Origin of the sequence: Paracoccus sp. J55 (genome assembly GCF_000513975.1) — a bacterium.
Taxonomy (GTDB): Bacteria; Pseudomonadota; Alphaproteobacteria; order Rhodobacterales; family Rhodobacteraceae; genus Paracoccus.
The window spans coordinates 47,224-64,121 of sequence record NZ_AZVA01000003.1 but is presented as its reverse complement, the minus strand read 5'-3'; the positions used below and the strand labels follow the sequence as shown (position 1 = coordinate 64,121).

At 67.0% G+C, this 16,898-nt stretch carries 20 protein-coding genes; 5 read left to right on the top strand and 15 right to left on the bottom strand.

Annotated elements, in window-relative coordinates:
• Window positions 1-9: 9 nt before the first annotated feature.
• Together gatA and gatC are read right to left on the bottom strand one after the other, a co-directional pair.
• A complete protein-coding gene (gatA, locus tag PARJ55_RS0104220) occupies window positions 10-1,491 on the bottom strand; it encodes an Asp-tRNA(Asn)/Glu-tRNA(Gln) amidotransferase subunit GatA (RefSeq protein WP_028711875.1) in 1,482 nt (493 codons plus the stop codon).
• Window positions 1,488-1,775 (bottom strand): Asp-tRNA(Asn)/Glu-tRNA(Gln) amidotransferase subunit GatC, encoded by a 288-nt coding sequence (gene gatC, locus PARJ55_RS0104215; protein WP_028711874.1) that lies wholly within the window; start codon window positions 1,773-1,775, stop codon window positions 1,488-1,490. Before gatC ends, gatA begins: the two co-directional genes overlap by 4 nt.
• A 130-nt stretch (window positions 1,776-1,905) precedes the next feature.
• Here gatC and PARJ55_RS0104210 point away from each other — a divergent pair, with 130 nt between their 5' ends.
• Complete coding sequence (locus tag PARJ55_RS0104210) at window positions 1,906-2,598, top strand: metal-dependent hydrolase (RefSeq protein ID WP_028711873.1); 693 nt, start codon at window positions 1,906-1,908, stop codon at window positions 2,596-2,598.
• Between the two features lie 104 nt (window positions 2,599-2,702).
• Here PARJ55_RS0104210 and PARJ55_RS0104205 read toward each other — a convergent pair whose 3' ends face one another.
• From PARJ55_RS0104205 to PARJ55_RS0104145, 13 genes are all read right to left on the bottom strand, one after another.
• Window positions 2,703-3,536 carry an urea carboxylase-associated family protein gene (locus PARJ55_RS0104205; protein ID WP_028711872.1) on the bottom strand — a complete coding sequence of 278 codons (834 nt, stop codon included), beginning with the start codon at window positions 3,534-3,536 and terminating at the stop codon, window positions 2,703-2,705.
• A 179-nt stretch (window positions 3,537-3,715) separates the two neighbouring features.
• Window positions 3,716-3,877: a hypothetical protein gene (locus PARJ55_RS23855; protein WP_156929423.1), complete on the bottom strand. Its 162-nt coding sequence runs from the start codon at window positions 3,875-3,877 to the stop codon at window positions 3,716-3,718.
• A gap of 129 nt (window positions 3,878-4,006) precedes the next feature.
• Complete coding sequence (locus PARJ55_RS0104195) at window positions 4,007-4,786, bottom strand: succinate dehydrogenase iron-sulfur subunit (protein WP_028711871.1); 780 nt, start codon at window positions 4,784-4,786, stop codon at window positions 4,007-4,009.
• A gap of 54 nt (window positions 4,787-4,840) precedes the next feature.
• A complete protein-coding gene (locus tag PARJ55_RS0104190) occupies window positions 4,841-5,158 on the bottom strand; it encodes a hypothetical protein (RefSeq protein ID WP_036698261.1) in 318 nt (105 codons plus the stop codon).
• Complete coding sequence (locus PARJ55_RS0104185) at window positions 5,158-5,517, bottom strand: hypothetical protein (RefSeq protein WP_028711869.1); 360 nt, start codon at window positions 5,515-5,517, stop codon at window positions 5,158-5,160. Before PARJ55_RS0104185 ends, PARJ55_RS0104190 begins: the two co-directional genes overlap by 1 nt.
• Window positions 5,517-7,319 (bottom strand): succinate dehydrogenase flavoprotein subunit, encoded by a 1,803-nt coding sequence (gene sdhA, locus PARJ55_RS0104180; protein ID WP_028711868.1) that lies wholly within the window; start codon window positions 7,317-7,319, stop codon window positions 5,517-5,519. The genes PARJ55_RS0104185 and sdhA overlap by 1 nt, the downstream gene beginning before the upstream one ends.
• Before the next feature lie 9 nt (window positions 7,320-7,328).
• On the bottom strand, window positions 7,329-7,718 hold the full coding sequence (gene sdhD, locus PARJ55_RS0104175) for a succinate dehydrogenase, hydrophobic membrane anchor protein (RefSeq protein WP_028711867.1): 390 nt from the start codon (window positions 7,716-7,718) through the stop codon (window positions 7,329-7,331).
• 16 nt (window positions 7,719-7,734) lie between these two features.
• Window positions 7,735-8,127, bottom strand: coding sequence for a succinate dehydrogenase, cytochrome b556 subunit (gene sdhC, locus PARJ55_RS0104170; RefSeq protein ID WP_028711866.1), 393 nt, complete (start codon window positions 8,125-8,127; stop codon window positions 7,735-7,737).
• Between the two features lie 301 nt (window positions 8,128-8,428).
• The gene (locus PARJ55_RS0104165) at window positions 8,429-9,463 is read right to left on the bottom strand and encodes a MaoC family dehydratase (protein ID WP_028711865.1); all 1,035 of its coding nucleotides are present in this window, start codon (window positions 9,461-9,463) and stop codon (window positions 8,429-8,431) included.
• Between the two features lie 9 nt (window positions 9,464-9,472).
• Window positions 9,473-9,679, bottom strand: a complete 207-nt coding sequence (locus PARJ55_RS0104160; RefSeq protein ID WP_028711864.1) for a DUF1737 domain-containing protein — start codon at window positions 9,677-9,679, stop codon at window positions 9,473-9,475.
• A 1-nt stretch (window position 9,680) separates the two neighbouring features.
• A complete protein-coding gene (locus PARJ55_RS0104155; RefSeq protein WP_028711863.1) occupies window positions 9,681-10,223 on the bottom strand; it encodes an NnrU family protein in 543 nt (180 codons plus the stop codon).
• A gap of 45 nt (window positions 10,224-10,268) precedes the next feature.
• Window positions 10,269-11,108 carry a CoA ester lyase gene (locus PARJ55_RS0104150; RefSeq protein ID WP_028711862.1) on the bottom strand — a complete coding sequence of 280 codons (840 nt, stop codon included), beginning with the start codon at window positions 11,106-11,108 and terminating at the stop codon, window positions 10,269-10,271.
• 80 nt (window positions 11,109-11,188) lie between these two features.
• Window positions 11,189-11,923, bottom strand: a complete 735-nt coding sequence (locus PARJ55_RS0104145; RefSeq protein ID WP_028711861.1) for a sulfite exporter TauE/SafE family protein — start codon at window positions 11,921-11,923, stop codon at window positions 11,189-11,191.
• A 190-nt stretch (window positions 11,924-12,113) separates the two neighbouring features.
• Between PARJ55_RS0104145 and mdh the strand changes: the two genes are divergently transcribed.
• The 4 genes from mdh to PARJ55_RS0104125 all read left to right on the top strand — a co-directional run bounded on the left by mdh (window position 12,114) and on the right by PARJ55_RS0104125 (window position 16,889).
• Window positions 12,114-13,076 (top strand): malate dehydrogenase, encoded by a 963-nt coding sequence (gene mdh, locus PARJ55_RS0104140; RefSeq protein WP_028711860.1) that lies wholly within the window; start codon window positions 12,114-12,116, stop codon window positions 13,074-13,076.
• Between the two features lie 377 nt (window positions 13,077-13,453).
• Complete coding sequence (gene sucC, locus PARJ55_RS0104135; protein WP_028711859.1) at window positions 13,454-14,647, top strand: ADP-forming succinate--CoA ligase subunit beta; 1,194 nt, start codon at window positions 13,454-13,456, stop codon at window positions 14,645-14,647.
• A gap of 4 nt (window positions 14,648-14,651) precedes the next feature.
• Complete coding sequence (sucD, locus tag PARJ55_RS0104130) at window positions 14,652-15,536, top strand: succinate--CoA ligase subunit alpha (RefSeq protein ID WP_028711858.1); 885 nt, start codon at window positions 14,652-14,654, stop codon at window positions 15,534-15,536.
• A 174-nt stretch (window positions 15,537-15,710) separates the two neighbouring features.
• Window positions 15,711-16,889 carry a glycosyltransferase family 2 protein gene (locus tag PARJ55_RS0104125; RefSeq protein WP_028711857.1) on the top strand — a complete coding sequence of 393 codons (1,179 nt, stop codon included), beginning with the start codon at window positions 15,711-15,713 and terminating at the stop codon, window positions 16,887-16,889.
• Window positions 16,890-16,898 lie beyond the last annotated feature (9 nt).

The following is a 16,898-nucleotide window of genomic DNA, read 5'->3' as shown; positions in this document are numbered from 1 at the left end:
TGAAGCCGGTCACCACCAGCGCGAGGGTTTCGCCGTGAAGCCTGCCGCAGATTCGAGGGCCTGCGCAAGGTTCATCAGGTTGCCCTCGTCCCAGGGCCGGCCGATCAGCTGCATGCCCAGCGGCAGGCCCTGCCTGTCCAGGCCCACCGGCACCGAGATTCCCGGCAGCCCGGCCAGGTTCACCGTGACGGTAAAGACGTCGTTCAGATACATCTCGACCGGGTCCTTGCCCGCCATCTCGCCCAGGCCGAAGGCGGCGCTGGGGGTGGCCGGGGTCAGGATCGCGTCGATGCCGTCGGCATAGACCTGATCGAAGTCGCGCTTGATGAGCGCGCGCACCTTGCGGGCGCGGTTGTAATAGGCGTCGTAGAAGCCCGCCGACAGCACATAGGTGCCGATCATCACCCGGCGCTGCACCTCGGGGCCGAAGCCCTCGGCGCGGGTCTTCTCATACATCTCGACCACGCCGTCGCCGGCGCCCAGCTTCGCGCGGCGGCCGTAGCGCACCCCGTCATAGCGCGCGAGATTCGAGGACGCCTCGGCCGGGGCGATCACGTAATAGGCCGGCAGCGCGTATTTGGTATGCGGAAGGGTGATGTCCACCACTTCGGCGCCGGCATCGCGCAGCATCTCGGCCGCCTTGTGCCAGAGCGCATCGATCTCGTCCGACATGCCTTCCATGCGGTATTCGCGCGGAATGCCGATCCGCTTGCCGCGGATGTCGCCGGTCAGCGCCGCCTCGTAGTCGGGCACCGCGCGCTCGGCGCTGGTCGAATCCTTGGGATCGACCGAGGCCATGGCGCCCAGCATGATCGCCGCGTCGCGCACCGATTTCGTCATCGGCCCGGCCTGGTCCAGCGAGCTGGCGAAGGCGATCACCCCCCAGCGGCTGACCCGGCCATAGGTCGGCTTCAGCCCGACCGTGCCGGTGAAGGCCGCCGGCTGGCGGATCGAGCCGCCGGTATCGGTGCCGGTCGCGGCCAGGCACAGGTCGGCCGCCACCGCAGCGGCCGAACCGCCCGAGGAGCCGCCCGGCGTCAGCTGCCGGTCGTCCACCTTCCAAGGGTTGACCACCGGGCCATAACAGGCGCTTTCGTTCGAAGAGCCCATGGCGAATTCGTCCATGCTGAGCTTGCCCAGCATGACCGCGCCGGCATCCCACAGGTTCTGCGTCACCGTCGATTCATATTGCGGCAGGAAGCCGTCAAGGATCCGGCTGGCCGCCTGCGAGGGCACGTCCCTGGTGCAGAACAGATCCTTGATGCCCAGCGGGATGCCGCACATGGCGGGCGCGTCGCCCGCGGCGATGCGGCTGTCGGCGGCGGCGGCCATCTGCCGCGCGCGTTCGGGGGTGTTGTGGACAAAGGCGTTCAGCGCGCCGGCACCCGCGATGGCCGAAAGGCAGGCCTCGGTCAGCTCAAGGCTGGTGAAATCGCCCTTGCGCAGCCCGTCCCGGGCCTCGGCGATGGTCAGTCTGTTCAGATCGCTCATTCCACCACCTTCGGCACGGCAAAGAAGCCCTCGCGCGCATCGGGCGCGTTCTTCAGGATCAGCTCCTGCATCTCGCCATCGGTGACGATGTCCTCGCGCCGCTTGAGCCGCATCGGCTCGACGCCGGTCATCGGCTCGACGCCCTCGACATCGACCTCGTTCAGCTGTTCCATGAAATGCAGGATGCCGTTCAGCTCCTGCGCCAGCGCGGGCAGGTCGGCGTCCTTGACCGCAATCCGCGCCAGATGCGCGACCTTGCGGGCTTCGTCCTCGGTGATCGCCATGGGAGGCTCCTTTCGCTTGCGCCGGGTTTTACCGGGGCGGCCGGGGCGGGGCAAGCACCCGCGCACGCGGAACTTTACGCCCGCCGCCCGGCTTGGCAGGATGCGGCGACGCAAGCAAAGGAGCCTTCCGATGAAACTGACCTGGCTTGGCCATTCCGGCTTCCGGCTGGAGATCGAACAGGCGGTGATCCTGATCGACCCCTGGCTGTCCGGCAATCCGATGTTCCCCGAGGACAGCCGCGACGAGGCGATCCGGGACGCCACCCATGTCCTGCTGACCCATGGCCATGGCGACCATACCGGCGACGCGCTGTCGATCGCCCGCGAGCTGAAGATCCCGGTGGTCGGCATCTACGACCTGATCAACACCTGGCAGACGCATCAGGACATCGAGGGGCTGGGCTTCAACAAGGGCGGCACCATCGATCTGGGCGGCGCCAAGGTGACGATGGTCAATGCCAGCCATTCCTCGTCCTTCGACGGCAACGAGGGGCCGGTCTATGCGGGCCACGAATCCGGCTACATGATCGCCGGCGAAGGCCATGTGATCTATGTCTCGGGCGACACCGACATCATGGCCGACATGGCCTGGATGGGCGAATATCACCGGCCCGACATCGGCATCCTCTGCGCCGGCGGGCATTTCACCATGGACATGGAACGCGCGGCCTGGGCGGCGCGGAAATATTTCGACTTCAGGACCGTGATCCCCTGCCATTACAGGACCTTCCCGCTGCTGGCGCAGGATGCCGAGGCGCTGAAGGCCGGGCTGCCCGGCGTGCAGGTGATCGAGCCCGAGGTGATGCAGCCGATCGCGCTCTGAGGCATTTCCGGCAAAAGCGGGCGCCGGCTTTGCGCTGGCGGAAATGCGCAAGGACAAGGCCCTGGCGCATTTCCGGCAGACCGGCGGACTGGCGGCGGAATGGTTCAGGGCCAACGATAGGCGCTGGGCCCGGGCTGCGCCCGCGCCGCGGGCCGGGCCGGCGCGAAGATCTCGACCAGCAGCGGATGGCAGGCGGCGGCGTCGCTGGAATGCTCGCTGCCGCAATCGCCGCCCGGACAAGCTGACAGGCCGCCGATCAGGTCGATCTCGGCGAAGAATTCTATGTGGTCGCCGGGGCGCACGGGGCTTGCCTTCATGAAATACTGCCCGGTGTCGCGGGTGAAGCCGGTGCACATGAAGACGTTCAGCACGTCATGCACCAGCGGCTCGGCCTCCTCGCGCGCAAGGCCCAGTTCGGCCATCAGGGCGTTGACGAGGTTGGAGTGGCAGCAATGATGATAGTCCTGCCCGTTCAGCAGACGATGGGTATAGGGATCGCAACGCGTGCCGATCACGTCATGGACCGAGCCGCCATATTCGTCGATGCCATACCATTCCAGCGTGTCCTCGGTCACCGTGGCCATCGGGCGCAGGTTGGGAAAATTCGACCACATCCGGTCGCCGCGCGTCAGATGCGTGCCGTGCAGCGCCCGGGTCTTGCCGGAATAGAACCGCTCATGCGGATCGGCCGCGGACCACAGGTTCAGATCGCCGACCTGCGGTCCCTCGATACTGGTGATGCGGAAGAAATGCCCGGCCGGGACGTGAAAGCAGCGCGCCTCGCGCGGCGGGACCAGGCATTCGCCGGATTTGCGCGCCGTCAGGCGGATCTCCTGCAAACCGGGCAGGTCCGGATCGGGAAGCGTGTGGTTCGGATAGCAGATGACCGGGGGGATGGCCCGGCGCTCGGCGGCGTCTTGCGGAATGGTGCGGATCATGCAGGCGATGCTATGCGGGCGTCCGCGATATCGCAAGCGCGTGCTGCCCCATGGGTATTTGGAAAACAGAGAAGCATACGCCGCCCCGACGGCTTCTCTGTTTTCCAAATACCCAAAAACAAGAGCGCGGCCGGTCGGCCGCGCTGGAAGGCCCGCAAGAACGGGCGAGCGGCCGCGCCTCAGGCGGCGCGGCGCATATCGGCTTCGAGCGGCATCGGATCGAAGCTGAAATAGCCGTACATCTGCTCCAGCACCGCCAGGGCGGCGCGGTTCTCGGCCTTGGCCGGTTTCAGCACGGACAGGTTGGCGGTCGGTTTCCGGGTTTCGGCTTGGGATTTCATCTTGGAATCTCCGGGTCGAATGGTGCTCTCCCCGCCGAAAAAGATAACGCCGCACCGCAGAAAAATCCAGCTCTGCGACGCGGCGTCAAACGGTATGGCACGGCATACCGGCCATGCCCCCCATGCAGATCAGACGATCCGGTCCACCATCATGTGCTTGATCGAGGCGATCGCCCGGGCCGGGTTCAACCCCTTGGGGCAGGTGTTGGTGCAGTTCATGATCGTGTGGCAGCGATACAGCTTGAACGGATCCTCAAGCGCGTCCAGACGCTCGCCCGTGGCCTCGTCGCGCGAGTCGATGATCCAGCGATAGGCATGCAGCAGGGCCGCCGGGCCCAGGTAGCGGTCGCCGTTCCACCAATAGCTCGGGCAGGCGGTCGAGCAGCTGGCGCACATCACGCATTCATAGAGGCCGTCCAGCTTCTTGCGGTCCTCGATCGACTGGCGCCATTCCTTGTCGGGGGTCGGCGTCTCGGTGATCAGGTAGGGCTGGACCGAGGCGTGCTGGGCGTAGAAATGCGTCAGGTCCGGCACCAGGTCCTTGACCACAGGCATATGCGGCAGCGGATAGATGTTCACGTCCCCCTTGACCTCGTCCATGCCGAAGATGCAGGCCAGATGGTTGCCGCCGTCGATGTTCATCGCGCAGGAGCCGCAGATCCCCTCGCGGCAGGAACGGCGGAAGGTCAGGGTCGGGTCGATCTCGTTCTTGATCTTGATCAGCGCGTCGAGGACCATCGGACCGCATTTGTCCATGTCCAGGAAATAGCTGTCGATGCGCGGGTTTTCCCCGGTATCGGGATCCCAGCGGTAGATGTTGAAGCGGCGGATGTTGGTGGCGCCCTCGGGTTTCGGCCAGGTCTTGCCGACCCGCATGCGGCTGTTCTTGGGAAGGGTAAGTTGGACCATTGGGTAACTCCTGGTGGTCAGACCGCCGTCATGCGGTGGCTTGGGCGAAAGGCGTCAACTCGCCCTCCAGCCCGGTTGTTCGTAAAGCGGCCGGACAGGCATCTGCCCCGAGCGGCGCAGGACGCATTGGTTGAAGATCTCGGCCGGGTCGCGGCCCATGATATAGTCCGAGGACAGGTCGACGCTGACAAAGCCGCCGCGATAGCCGTGCGAGCCGACGCCGAAGCCGACCTCGGTGCGCGGCCCGCGGGCGTCCAGCGCCTTCACCATGCAGACGCGCTCGGCCTGTTCGACCGGAATCTGCGCCGGCGCGCAGGCCGCCAGCCCCAGCAAGGCCGGGGCAAGCAGGAAAGGCGCGCGGCGCGCGGCCATCAGGCCGCCCGCTTGGCCGCGGCAGCGGCCCCCGCGATGCATTGCGTGGTCGCCGGACGGCCGACGATGGCGGCCACCGCATCCCCGGCCCCCGCCGCGCCGGCATCGGCGATGCTGGCCAGTTCCGCAGTGGTGGCGTTCTGCATCACGCAATCCGTATAGGGCGCGACATTGGCGCCCGGCAGGCGCCGCGCCATCTCGCGGTTCACGATCACGCGCGCCGAGGAGCGGATCGCCGCATCCGGCGCGGGCGCCGCGACCGGCGGCAACGGGCCGGGGGCCGGCGCCATGCCGGGGTTCTGTACCACGCAGCCCGAAAGGGCCAGCGCAGCGGCGGTCAGGATCAGGGGAAGACGCATCAGTAAACCCTCGCTTTGGGTGCGATCTTTTTCAGGTCGATCCCGCCTTCCTCTTGCGTGGTCAGAGGCTCGAGGTGCACGGGCCGATAGGCCAGTTTAACATCGTTGCCTTCGATCCAGGCAAGCGAGTGCTTGCGCCAGTTGGCATCATCCCGCTCGGGCCAGTCTTCATGGGCATGGGCGCCGCGGCTTTCCTTGCGCGCCTCGGCGCCGACGATGGTGGCCAGCGCGTTGGGCATCAGGTTGGTCAGCTCCAGCGTTTCCATCAGGTCGCTGTTCCAGATCAGGCTGCGGTCGGTGACCTTCAGGTCGTTCATCTTGGCGGCGATCACCTTCATCTTCTCGACGCCCTCGGCCAGGGTCTTGTCGGTGCGGAACACCGCGGCATCGGCCTGCATGGTGCGCTGCATCTCCAGCCGCAGCTCGGCGGTCGGCACCGAGCCGTTGGCGTTGCGGATGCGGTCGAAGCGGTCCAGCGCCTTGTCCACCTGTTCCTTGTTGGTCGAGGGAATCGCCGCCTTGCGGTCGATCACCTGGCCGGCGCGGATCGCCGCGGCACGGCCGAAGACCACCAGGTCGATCAGCGAGTTCGAGCCCAGCCGGTTCGCGCCATGGACCGAGGCGCAGCCGGCCTCGCCCACCGCCATCAGGCCGGGGAAGACCGCGTCGGGGCTGTCCTCGGTCGGGTTCAGCACCTCGCCCCAATAGTTGGTGGGGATGCCGCCCATGTTGTAATGCACGGTCGGCAGGATCGGGATCGGCTCGCGCGTGACATCGACGCCGGCGAAGATCTTCGCCGATTCCGAGATGCCCGGCAGCCGCTCGGCTAGGCTTTCCGGCGGCAGGTGCATCAGGTTCAGATACATGTGATCCTTTTGCGGGCCGACGCCGCGGCCCTCGCGGATCTCGATGGTGATGCAGCGGCTGACCACGTCGCGGGACGCCAGGTCCTTGTAGGTCGGGGCATAGCGTTCCATGAACCGCTCGCCTTCCGAGTTGGTCAGATAGCCGCCCTCGCCGCGCGCGCCCTCGGTGATCAGGCAGCCCGAGCCGTAGATGCCGGTCGGGTGGAACTGCACGAATTCCATGTCCTGCAGGGGCAGGCCGGCGCGGGCCACCATGCCGCCGCCGTCACCGGTGCAGGTATGGGCCGAGGTGGCGCTGAAATAGGCGCGGCCATAGCCGCCGGTCGCCAGCACCACCATCTTGGCGTTGAAGACATGAATGGTGCCGTCGTCCAGCTTCCAGCACACCACGCCGGTGCAGGCGCCGTCGGTGATGATCAGGTCCAGCGCGAAATATTCGATGAAGAACTCGGCCTTTTCCTTCAGCGACTGGCCATAGAGCGTGTGCAGGATGGCGTGGCCGGTGCGGTCGGCGGCGGCGCAGGTGCGCTGCACCGGCGGGCCCTCGCCAAATTCGGTCGTGTGGCCGCCGAAGGGGCGCTGGTAGATCTTGCCTTCCTCGGTGCGCGAGAAGGGCACGCCGTAATGCTCCAGCTCGTAGACCGCCTTCGGGGCCTCGCGCGCCAGATATTCCATGGCGTCGGTATCGCCCAGCCAGTCCGAGCCCTTGACGGTGTCATACATGTGCCACTGCCAGTTGTCGGGGCCCATGTTCGACAGGCTGGCGGCGATGCCGCCCTGCGCCGCGACCGTGTGCGAGCGGGTCGGAAAGACCTTGGTCACGCAGGCGGTGCGCAGCCCCTGTTCGGCCATGCCCAGCGTCGCGCGCAGGCCCGCGCCACCGGCACCGACGACCACGACATCATATTCGTGCGTTTCGTATTTGTAAGCAGCCATGGCGGAACCTCAGACGACGACGATCGCGCCCAGACCCATCCGGGCCAGCGCATAGACGGCGGCGGCGATCACCGCCCAGCCGAAGATGACGGAAAAGATGATGGCCGCCTTGCGCGTGCCACCCTGGAAATAGTCGTCGATCATGATCCGCGTGCCCTTGATGAAGTGGACCATGCCCACGATCACGAACAGCGCGGTGATGAGCGCCGGGAAGGGCCGGCCGAAATAGGCCAGGAACTGCTCGTGCGGCAGGCCGATGGCGCGGGCGATCACGATCATGAACAGCGGCGTCAGCACGGTCAGCGCCACGGCGCTGACGGTCATGGCCCAATGGTGCTGGGTGCCTTCATGGGCCGAGCCCAGGCCTTCGGCAGCTTTGCGGGGGGTGATGTAACGCATGATCCCTGCCCTTTCCTCAGAACGCGAAGAACACGATCAGCGTCAGCACGGCCAAGACGACCGAACCGGCGATCAGCGCCTGACTGGATTTCTCGGCCTGCCGGATCTCGAGCCCGTAGCCGGCGTCGTAGGCCAGGTGGCGCAGCCCGGCGAGCAGGTGATACCACAGCGCCCACATCGAGCCGGTCAGGATGATGAAGCCCAGCCAGGACCGCACCACCCAGTCGGCACAGGCGAAGGCGCCGGGCGAGGTCACGGCGGCGACCAGCCACCAGGCGATCAGCACGATCCCGGCGACCAGGGCGTGGCCGGTGATACGGGTCATGATCGAAGTGATTGCGGCAAGTGGCAGGCGATAGACCTGCAGATGCGGTGACAGTGGCCGGTTGCCCCGGTTGACGTCAGCCATGATGCGCTCTCCTGCGTTCAGGCCCCGCACGCTACGGCTGGCGGCGAGGGCTGGCCGAAATTGGGTTTGCTTTTAGCCGTCTTGTCGCATCTGTCACGGGCGGATGCCAGACGTAAGGCGGATAAGGGCAGATTTTCCGTTTTTGTGATCACGCAAATGCCGGCTGTGATCACAGGCGCCCCGTCAAGCGCGAGATGATTGCGGTATCATGCCGGACTCGGCCCATTCGCCCGAATAGCCGAGGGTTTCCGTCATGTTGGCCGGGGCGTCGCTCCGATTCGCCGCTCCTCCTTGCCGGCCGTCATTTCGGCATCAGCGCCCAGTAATCCAGGTCCAGCAGCACCTGCGGGGCGTATTTGCCCTCGCCGGTCTTCAGGGCGTGATCACCGGCGGCACCCTTGTGGGCGACCAGCCGCAGCCGGATCGCGCCGATGCCCGGCGCATGGGTGTCGGCCTTGTCCAGCACCTCGGACCAGGCGCGGATCGTGTCGCCGGAAAAGCAGGGATTGGCATGCGCGCCGCCGTTCAGCGCCACGATCATCTGCGCATTGGCCAGCCCGTTGAAGCTGAGCGCGCGGGCCATGCTGATGACATGGCCGCCATAGATCAGCCGCCTGCCGTCCTCGCGCGCCGTCACGTCGAAATGCACCTTGGCGGTGTTCTGCCACAGCCGGGTGGCCAGCATGTGCTCGGCCTCCTCGACGGTGACGCCGTCGACATGGTCGATCACCTCGCCGATCTGGTAATCGCCCCAGCGATGCGGCTCGCCCGCCAGGTCGAAATCGTATTGGGCGAAATCCATCCCCTCGGGCACCACCAGATCGCCGGGCGCCACCGCCTTCGCCAGCTCCGGCACCACCGGCTCGGGCGCCGGGGCCGAGGCGTCGCGCTTGCGCACCATGACCCAGCGGACATATTCCAGCACCGCCTCGTCCAGCTGGTTCAGCCCGCGCGTGCGCACCCAGACCACGCCGGACTTGCCGTTGGAGTTCTCGCGCAGCCCGATCACCTCGGATTCCGAGCGCAGCGTATCGCCGGGCCAGACCGGCTTCAGCCAGCGCCCCTCGGCATAGCCCAGGTTGGCGATGGCGTTCAGGCTGATATCCGGGACCGTCTTGCCGAAGACGACGTGAAAGGCGATCAGGTCGTCCATCGGGCTGCCTTCCAGCCCCGAGGCCGCCGCGAATTCGTCCGAGGAATAAAGCGCATGCCGCGCCGGATAAAGCGCGTGGTAAAGCGCGCGCTCGCCCTCGGCCACGGTGCGGGGGACGGCGTGGCGGATCACCTGGCCGACGCGGTAATCCTCGAAGAAGCGGCCCGGATTGGTCTTGCTCATCATGGTCCCTTACTGTTGGCCCAGTTTCATCTCGGGGTGGTAATCGGCCTCGATCTCCTTGGTGACGGCCTGGGCGCAGCGCATCACGCCGCGCGCCGCGTCGAAGGCATAGGCCGGGGCGCCATGCAGCTCCCAGCCTTTCGACAGCGCCTCGCTGACCTTGTGGCAGAAGGCCGAGGTGTCGTCCTCGGTCAGCAGGCGATAGATCTTCGGCATGTCAGCCTCCAAACGGATTATAGCCCAGCCAGGCGTGGATCAGCCCCACGACCAGCATGACGACGATGGCACCGACCGCGGCCATCGCCTCCTTGCGGGCCGGGAACGGGCCGGCGGGCGGGGTCCAGCGCGGCTCGGCGCGGTTGATGACCGCCATCTCGACCAGCGCCCAGACCAGCAGCCCGCCGAACAGCACGAAGCTGGGCAGATCGCCGTTCGGCAGCAGATGCGCAAAGGCCCAGAGCGCGAAGCCGGTCAGCTGCGGGTGGCGCATGTGCCGGGTGACGCGCGTTTTCATCCCGGCAGCGGCGAAGAGATAGAAGGCCAGCAGCACCAGCAGGTTGTTGATGCCCTTCAGCGGCGCCGAGGCGCCCCACCAAGAGGGCCCGTCGGCCATGCGATAGCCGACCACCATCAGCACCACCGACAGAAGCAGCAGTCCCGCGACGCCGCCACGGCCCAGCCGGGCGCGGGATTGCGGCGCAAGGCGCTTGAGCAGATGCGCGCCCCACCACAGGGCGAGGCCAAGGATCAGGATCAACATCTGGCTATTCCTTTCCGCTGGATGTTAATGGCCCTTACTTTGCCATCACCCCGCCAGTTCGGCAATCGCCGCTGCCTTGGCCAGCGTGGCCCGCGCGGTCTCGACATGCAGGTTCTCGACGATCCGGCCATCCACGACCGCGACGCCCCTGCCCTGCGCATTGGCCTCATCGAAAGCTTCGATCTGGCGGCGGGCCAGCTCGACCTCCGAGGCCGAGGGCGCGAAAACCTCGTTGGCGATGGCCAGCTGCGCCGGGTGGATCAGGGTCTTGCCGTCGAAGCCCATGTCGCGGCCCTGCTCGCATTCGGCGCGCAGGCCCTCGTCATCCTTGAAGGCGTTGAAGACGCCGTCGACGATCACCCGGCCATGCGCCCGCGCCGCCAGCAGGCACAGGCCCAGCCCCGGCATCATCGGCAGCCGGTCGGCGCGAAAGCGGCTGTTCAACTCCTTGGCCAGGTCGTTGGTGCCCATGACCATGCCCTGCAGGCGCGGATGCGCGGCGATCTCGGCGGCGTTCAGCATGCCCTCCGCCGTCTCCATCATCGCCCAGAGCGGCGTGTCGGGCACCAGCGCCGCCACGCGGTCCAGATCGGCACCGCGGCTGACCTTGGGCACCAGCACCGCATCGGCGCCGGTGGCAAAGGCGCGGGCATCGCCCTCGCCCCATTCGGTGTCCAGCCCGTTGATGCGCACGATCCGCGCCCGGCCGGCGTAATCGGCCAGCAGCGCCTTGGCCAGAAGCTCGCGCGCGGCAGCCTTCTCGGACGGGGCCACCGCGTCCTCAAGGTCGAAGATGATCGCGTCGGCAGCCAGCGTCCGGGCCTTTTCCATGGCCCGCTGATTGGCGGCCGGAATGTAGAGAACAGAACGATAGGGACGGGTCATCGGGGCCTCGCGTAATAATCTTGCGCGAACCTGCCCGGAAAGGAAGCGAATCGCAAGCACCGATTTGCCGCACTGCGGCGTCAGATCCCGTCCCAGATCAGCTTGGCCGAAACCAGGATCAGCGCCCAGGTGATGAAGCGATAGAAAAACGCCGGCGACATGCGCCGCACCAGCCACAGCCCGGCAAGCACGCCCAGCACGCCCGGCACCATCAGCACGGCGGCCACCGACAGGTTATGCGCGGAAAGCTGGCCCAGCAGGGCATAGGGAATCAGCTTCACCGCATTGCAGATGGCAAAGAAGATCGTCGTGGTGCCGGCATAGGTCATCGGCGTCATGCGCAGCGGCTGGGCATAGACCTGATAGGGCGCCGCCCCGGAATGGGACACGAAGCTGGTATAGCCCGAGACCGTGCCCCAGAAACTGCCCGCGCCCCAGCGCGGCGGCCGGGCGCCGGCGCTGATGCGGCTGCGCAGCAATGCGTTCAGCGCGAAGGCCAGGCCGATCAGCCCGACGATCAGCCCGACCTGCGCGTCGTCGACATGATGCGCGGTCGCCCAGCCCAGGCCGATGCCGGCGATCGCCCCGGGCACCAGCGTCCGCAGCACCCGGCGGTCGAAATCGCGGCGAAAGGCGATCAGCCCGCCGATATCCGAGACGATATAGACCGGCAGCAGGATGCCCGCCGCCTGCACCGGCGACATGACCAGCGCCAGCAGCGGCACCGAGATGGTGCCGACCATCGACAGCCCGCCCTTGGCCAGCCCGATCGAAAAGGCGGCGATCACCGCCAGCACCCAGCCCAGCATCTCCATTCCGGCACGCCCTCCGCTTTGCCGGCCATGGAGTAATCCAGCCGCCCGGCCGCGGCAATGCACGGGCAGGCTTGTCCTGTTAGCGGTTGACAACGGCCGATTTCGCGCCGGTCCGACAGGCAAGGCTTGCGATTCTCATCCCGAGGGACTAGGCCACCGCGCGAACCCATCATGGAAATCGGAGGTTAACATGGCCCGACCCAAGATCGCACTCATCGGTGCGGGACAGATCGGCGGCACGCTGGCGCATCTGGCCGCGATGAAGGAACTGGGCGACGTCGTCCTGTTCGACATCGCCGAGGGCACCCCTCAGGGCAAGGCGCTGGACATCGCGCAATCGGGCCCGTCCGAGGGCTTCGACGCCAGCATGAAGGGCGCCAACGACTATGCCGACATCGCCGGCGCCGACGTCTGCATCGTCACCGCCGGCGTGCCGCGCAAGCCCGGCATGAGCCGCGACGACCTTCTGGGCATCAACCTCAAGGTCATGAAATCGGTGGGCGAGGGCATCAAGCAGCACGCCCCGAACGCCTTCGTGATCTGCATCACCAACCCGCTGGACGCGATGGTCTGGGCGCTGCGCGAATTCAGCGGCCTGCCGCATGAAAAGGTCGTCGGCATGGCCGGCGTGCTTGATTCGGCGCGCTTCCGTCACTTCCTGTCGCTGGAATTCGGCGTCTCGATGCGCGACGTCACCGCCTTCGTGCTGGGCGGCCATGGCGACACCATGGTGCCGCTGACCCGCTATTCGACCGTCGCCGGCATTCCGCTGCCCGACCTGGTCAAGATGGGCTGGACCACGCAGGAGAAGCTGGACGCCATCGTGCAGCGCACCCGCGACGGCGGCGCCGAGATCGTCGGCCTGCTGAAGACCGGCTCGGCCTTCTATGCGCCCGCCACCTCGGCCATCGAGATGGCGGAAGCCTATCTCAAGGACCAGAAGCGCGTGCTGCCCTGCGCCGCCTACGTGAAAGGCGCCTACGGGCTGGACGGGCTTTATGTCGGCGTGCCGACCGTGATCGGCGCCGGCGGCATCGAGAAGGTCGTCGACATCACGCTGAACGCCGAGGAACAGGCGATGTTCGACAAGTCGGTCGATGCGGTGAAGGGCCTTGTCCAGGCCTGCAAGGGCATCGAAAGCGCGCTGGCCTGATCGCCGCATCCGCGCCGTGAACGACCCCGCCGGCGACGGCGGGGTTTTTTCATGGCCGTCTTTCCACGGCCGGGACGCGAGGGGAAAAGGCGCCAGCGACCGGGCTTGCAGCGGCTCGCGCGCCCGGCGAGCCTCCGCGCAACCAGGGACCTTGGGATCTGTCAGGCCCCAAGGCAGAGGCCGCCCGCATCCCCTTGCAGGCGGCGGATTCCCGGGATGCTTGCGCGGCAAGGCGGCATTTGTGATCACAGCCTTGAAAACTGTGATCGCAAAACGCGAATTCCCGCCTGTTTTACGGATTTCGCCGATCATAGTGCTTTGGGGCGTGCGCGGAATGTGCCACAAGCCCGGCCAACCGACAACTGCGGGGAAGCACCATGAATATCCATGAATACCAGGCCAAGGCGTTGCTGCGCCATTATGGCGCGCCGGTCTCCGACGGGCGGGTGGTGATGAAGGCCGACGAGGCCAAGGCGGCGGCGGGGGAACTCGACGGTCCGCTCTGGGTCGTCAAGGCCCAGATCCATGCCGGCGGCCGTGGCAAGGGTCATTTCAAGGAGAAGGAAGCCGGCGAGAAGGGCGGCGTCCGGCTGGCGAAATCGGTCGAGGAGGCCGAGGAACTGACCCGCCAGATGCTGGGCCGCACCCTGGTCACCCACCAGACGGGCGAGATCGGCAAGCAGGTCAACCGCATCTATATCGAGGACGGCTCGGATATCGAGCGCGAGCTGTATCTGGCGCTGCTGGTCGATCGCGGCACCTCGCGCGTCAGCTTCGTCGCCTCGACCGAGGGCGGCATGGACATCGAGGAAGTCGCGGCCTCGACCCCGGAGAAGATCGTCAGCTTCAGCGTCGATCCGGCCTCGGGGCTTTCGGATTTCCACGGCCGCCGCGTGGCCTTCGCCCTGGGCCTCTCGGGCCCGCAGGTCAAGCAATGCGTCCAGCTGGTCAAGAACCTGTATCGCATGTTCATCGAGAAGGACATGGAGATGCTGGAGATCAACCCGCTGATCGTGATGAAGGACGGCAACCTCAAATGCCTCGACGCGAAGATGGGCTTCGACAACAACGCCCTCTATCGCCAGCCCGACGTGCTGGCGCTGCGCGACGAGACCGAGGAGGACCCGAAGGAACTGGCGGCCTCGAAGTTCGACCTGAACTACATCGCGCTGGACGGCGAGATCGGCTGCATGGTGAACGGCGCCGGCCTGGCGATGGCCACCATGGACATCATCAAGCTCTACGGTGCCGAGCCGGCGAACTTCCTTGACGTGGGCGGCGGCGCCTCCAAGGAAAAGGTCACCGAGGCGTTCAAGATCATCACCTCGGACCCGAACGTCAAAGGCATCCTGGTCAACATCTTCGGCGGCATCATGCGCTGCGACATCATCGCCGAGGGCATCATCGCCGCGGTGAAGGAAGTCGGGCTGCAGGTTCCGCTGGTCGTGCGTCTGGAAGGCACCAATGTCGAGCTGGGCAAGCAGATCGTCCGCGACTCGGGCCTGAACGTGATCCCGGCCGACGACCTGTCGGATGCGGCGCAGAAGATCGTGAAAGCGGTGAAAGGATAAGAAGATGGCCGTTCTCGTCAACAAAGACACCAAAGTCATCTGCCAGGGCATCACCGGCTCGCAAGGCACCTTCCACACCGAACAGGCGATCGCCTACGGCACGCAGATGGTCGGCGGCGTGACGCCCGGCAAGGGCGGCAGCGAACACCTGGGCCTGCCCGTGTTCAACAGCGTCCACGAGGCCGTGGCAAAGACCGGCGCCAATGCGACCGCGATCTATGTCCCGCCGCCCTTCGCGGCCGATTCGATCCTGGAAGCCATCGACGCCGAGATCCCGCTGATCGTCGCCATCACCGAGGGCATTCCGGTGCTCGACATGATGAAGGTCAAGCGCGCGCTGCAAGGCTCGAAATCGCTGCTGATCGGGCCGAACTGCCCCGGCATCATGACGCCCGACGAATGCAAAATCGGCATCATGCCGGGCAGCATCTTCAAGCGCGGCTCGGTCGGCGTCGTGTCGCGTTCCGGCACGCTGACCTATGAGGCGGTGAAACAGACCTCGGACGTCGGCCTCGGCCAGTCCTCGGCCGTCGGCATCGGCGGCGACCCGATCAAGGGCATGGAGCATATCGACGTGCTGCGCATGTTCCTGGACGACCCCGAGACCGAGTCGATCATCATGATCGGCGAGATCGGCGGTTCCGCCGAGGAAGAGGCCGCCGAATTCCTGGCCGAGCAGAAGCGCAAGGGCAAGTGGAAGCCGACCGCCGGCTTCATCGCCGGGCGCACCGCGCCGAAGGGCCGCCGCATGGGCCATGCCGGCGCCATCGTCTCGGGCGGCAAGGGCGACGCGGAATCGAAGATCGAGGCCATGAAATCGGCCGGGATCGTCGTTGCCGACAGCCCGGCGGGCCTGGGCGAGGCGGTGCTGAAGGCTCTCGGCCGGTAACGTCTTTGCAAGCTTTTTGACTTAGGCGTGGCCCCTGCCTACCTTCAGGGGGCCGCGCCAGACTTTACCAGCAGGTGCCAGATTGGACGTCCGCCGTCGCCAGATCGTCGCCATAACCGCCGGGGCAGTGCCCTGCCCGGCCGACGGCCCTGCCCTGACCGTGCGGGGCGCGGCATGACCACGCAGCCCCCTCCGGCCGGCAAGCCCGCCCCCTCGCCCGATCCTTCGCCGGTCGCGGCGCGGAACTGGGCGCTCTGCGTCTCGACCTACAATCGCCGGCGGATGCTCTGCGACTGCGTTCGCGCCGCGCTGGCCTCGGACCAGCGGCCGGCGGAAATCGTCATCGTCGATGCCAGCGCCGACTGGCCGCTGAATCGCCGGAGCGTCGAGGCGGTGGTCGCCGAGGCCGGCGGCTGTCCCCTGACCTATGTGCCCGCCCTGCGCAAGTCGCTGACGGTGCAGCGCAACCAGGCCGTCGCGCTGGCCCGGGCCGACATCCTGTTCATGATCGACGACGACGCGCTGCTGCATCCCGACTGCGCCGGGCGGATCATGGCGCATTACCGCGCCGACAGCCGGGGCCGGATCGTCGCCATCTCGGCCCGCAACGCGCCCCGGACCCGCGACGCGGCCGGCGCGGCCGAGCTGAAGCGGACCAACCCCGCCGGCGGGCTGCTCGCGGACCGGGGGGGACCGGCGCGGCGCGGCATCGACTTCGTCCTGCGGCATCTGCTGATGATCCCCGCCGAGCAGCGTTTCCTGGCCTATGACCGCCCCGAACGGCGCTGGCAGGGCGATGCCACCCTGCCCGAGGGGCTGCTGCGCGTCGATTTCATCGTCGGCTTCGCGCTGACCCTGCGCCGCCACCTGGCGCTGCGCGAACCATTCGACGAGGGGCTGGTCGGCAGCTCGATCGCCGAGGATCTGGACGCCAGCTACCGCTTTGGCCGGCACGGCATCCTGGCCATCGCGCCGGATGCGCTGATCCACCATCTCGAAGCGGCGGCCGGCCGCGACCGGCGGCGGATCAACAGCGCGCTGGCGGTGCTGAACATCGCCTATTTCGTCCGCCGCAATTCCGAGCGGCAGGCCCGCGACCTGGCCCGCTACGCGCTGTGGTATCTGCGCATGGTGCTGGCCGAACTGCCCAAGGACATCGCCGGGGGCCGCTGGGACCTGCCGCAGCTGCGCGGCGCCCTGCTGGCCGGGCGCCACCTGCCCGCGCTGCTGCGCCAGCCGCGCGCCGGGCTGCCGGCATGGTATCAGACCCTTCAGACACGGCTGATGACCGGGGCTTCGCCCGGTCCTGGCCAGAACAATGCGACCGCCCCCGACCCGGGCGCGAACGGATAGGATTTCCCG